Consider the following 2,373-nt stretch of genomic DNA (forward strand, 5'->3'; position numbering starts at 1 on the left):
GATAGAGCGAGGCGACACGCAAGGCGCCCTTGTCGGTTGAGAAAACGCCTTCGATGAAACGCGCCTGTTCATCGGCATCGTCGCCGGGCAGGCCCCTGATCACCTCGTCGAAGCGCAGCTTCGACAACAGCGCGACGCCGTTGAAACCCTTTTGGCCATGGGTTTCGACATTGTAGCCAAGCGCCTCGATCTCGGCGCGCGGGAACTGCTCGTCGACCGTCTTGATCTCCTGCAGGCAGACGATGTCGGGTGCGCTCTCGGTCAGCCAATGGGTGAGGTTGCCGATGCGGGCGCGGACACCGTTGATGTTCCAGGTGACGATTTTCATGGCGGTCTCGTGCTGTTCAGTTGGGCTCTTGCGGCGGATGGCGTTCGACGAGGCCGATCGTATTGCCAGCCGGGTCCTTTAGGAAGGCCATCCATTCGCTTTCCCCCGCTGGACCGAACTGGCCGTCCGTGTCGCGATGGACAAGCGTTGGCGGCGCGGTGAAAGGCACGCCGGCGGCAGCAGCCGAGGCATGGAACTGATCAAGGCCCGATATGTCGAGATAGACGGTTCCGGCCGGTACGCCGTCGGTGAACAGCAGCCTGATTTCTCCGGCCATGATGAAGGCGATGCCCGGCGGATCGAAGCGTGCATGGACAGCCATGCCCAGCACGTCGCGCCAGAAAGCCAGCGTCACGTCGAGGTCACGGCCAGCCGACAGCGCGATCTGACGGACCGCACCGATGGCAGGCATTCTATATGGAGAAACTCGTGCCGCAGCCGCAGGAGGCGACGGCGTTCGGATTGCGGATCTGGAACGACTGGCCCATCAGATCGTCGACGAAATCGATCACAGATCCGCCCATATAGACCAGCGACAAATCGTCGATCAGCACCGTGGCTCCGTCCTTCTCGATGGCTACGTCGTCGTCGTTGCGCGTATCGACCAGATCGAACTTGTAGGAAAAGCCCGAGCAGCCGCCGCCTTCGACCGAAACGCGCAGCGCCGTCTTGCCGGCTTCGTTCGAGACAATCCTGGCGATCCGCTTGGCGGCGGCCTCGGTCATATCGACTTTCATGGCAGTCTTGGCATCAGCGCCCATGGGCGTCACCTTGCTTTCGGTTTCACATGATAGGTATGAAGCGCGAGGGGCCAAGTCAACCTGGCTAAGTCAAACGCGGCAGCATCAGCCATGACCAGTGAGTTGGGCGACATCGGATTCGGCTATCGGCCACGCGCCGCCTATGCCTGCGATCCGGCAAACTCGCGCGGGCGGCTGTTCGACGAGGTGGAGAGCCCGACCCGCACGCCATTCCAGCGGGACCGTGACCGCATCATCCATTCGACGGCCTTCCGGCGGCTGAAGCACAAGACGCAGGTCTTCATCGCCCATGAAGGCGACCACTATCGCACCCGGCTGACCCATTCGATCGAAGTGGCGCAGATAGCGCGCGCCCTGGCACGGGCGCTGCGCGGCGACGAGGATCTGGCCGAGGCGGTGGCGCTGGTGCATGATTTCGGCCACACGCCCTTCGGCCACACCGGCGAGGACGCGCTCAACGAGAAGATGGCCGTCTGGGGCGGCTTCGACCACAACGCACAATCGCTGCGCATCGTGACAAGGCTGGAGGCGCGCTACGCCGAGTTCGACGGGCTCAACCTGACCTGGGAAACGCTGGAAGGCCTGGTCAAGCACAATGGGCCGCTGACGGATGCCAACGGCAAGGGTCTGAAAGGGCCGGTGCCACAGGCGATCCGTGATTATTCGCAACTGCACGATCTCGAACTCGACCGGTTCGCCGGCATCGAGGCGCAATGCGCGGCGATCGCCGACGATATCGCCTACAACACGCATGACATCGACGACGGGTTGAGGGCAGGGCTCTTGACGCTGGACATGCTGGAGACGGTTTCGCGGCCGGGAACGATCCTGAAAGGCGTGCGCGAACGCTATCCTTCCCTCGATGCCGTGCGCACCGGCCACGAACTGATGCGGCGGCAGATAACGGCCATGGTCGAGGACGTGATCAGGTCGACGACCGCCAATCTCGATCGCATCAGGCCGCCGAGCGCCGATGCAGTGAGGGCAGCTGGCGAGACGATGGTGGTTTTCTCGGCCGAAATGGCTGCCCTGGAGAAGGAACTGAAGGCCTTTCTGTACAAGCACCTCTACCGGCACGCCGAGGTTATGAGGGTGCGCGCGGATGCCGAGCAGATCGTCAAGGATCTGTTCGACGCCTATTTCGCCGATCCGCGCGCCATGCCGGATGGCTGGCGCGAGGGGCTGGATCGGGCCGATGATCGCATCAAGGCGCGCAGCGTCGCCGACTTCCTGGCGGGTATGACCGACACCTACGCGCTCAAGGAACACCGGCGTTTGTTTGAC

Annotated in this window: 4 protein-coding genes; 1 reads left to right on the top strand and 3 read right to left on the bottom strand. The window is 63.0% G+C overall.

The features are described from left to right. The 3 genes from EN879_RS32330 to erpA all read right to left on the bottom strand — a co-directional run. A partial coding sequence (locus EN879_RS32330; protein ID WP_206521047.1) for an exodeoxyribonuclease III occupies positions 1-328 on the bottom strand: 328 nt, incomplete at its 3' end. Positions 329-344: 16 nt separating this feature from the next. After that, positions 345-740: a VOC family protein gene (locus EN879_RS32335; protein ID WP_013531287.1), complete on the bottom strand. Its 396-nt coding sequence runs from the start codon at positions 738-740 to the stop codon at positions 345-347. A 1-nt stretch (position 741) separates the two neighbouring features. Then, positions 742-1,089, bottom strand: coding sequence for an iron-sulfur cluster insertion protein ErpA (gene erpA / locus EN879_RS32340; protein ID WP_013531288.1), 348 nt, complete (start codon positions 1,087-1,089; stop codon positions 742-744). Positions 1,090-1,179: 90 nt separating this feature from the next. Here erpA and EN879_RS32345 point away from each other — a divergent pair. Then, positions 1,180-2,373, top strand: a 1,194-nt coding sequence (locus EN879_RS32345) for a deoxyguanosinetriphosphate triphosphohydrolase (RefSeq protein WP_127274536.1), incomplete at its 3' end; no start/stop codon positions are given.

The sequence above is a fragment of the Mesorhizobium sp. M7A.F.Ca.AU.002.02.1.1 genome, from assembly GCF_003998535.1.
Classification (GTDB): domain Bacteria; phylum Pseudomonadota; class Alphaproteobacteria; order Rhizobiales; family Rhizobiaceae; genus Mesorhizobium; species Mesorhizobium ciceri.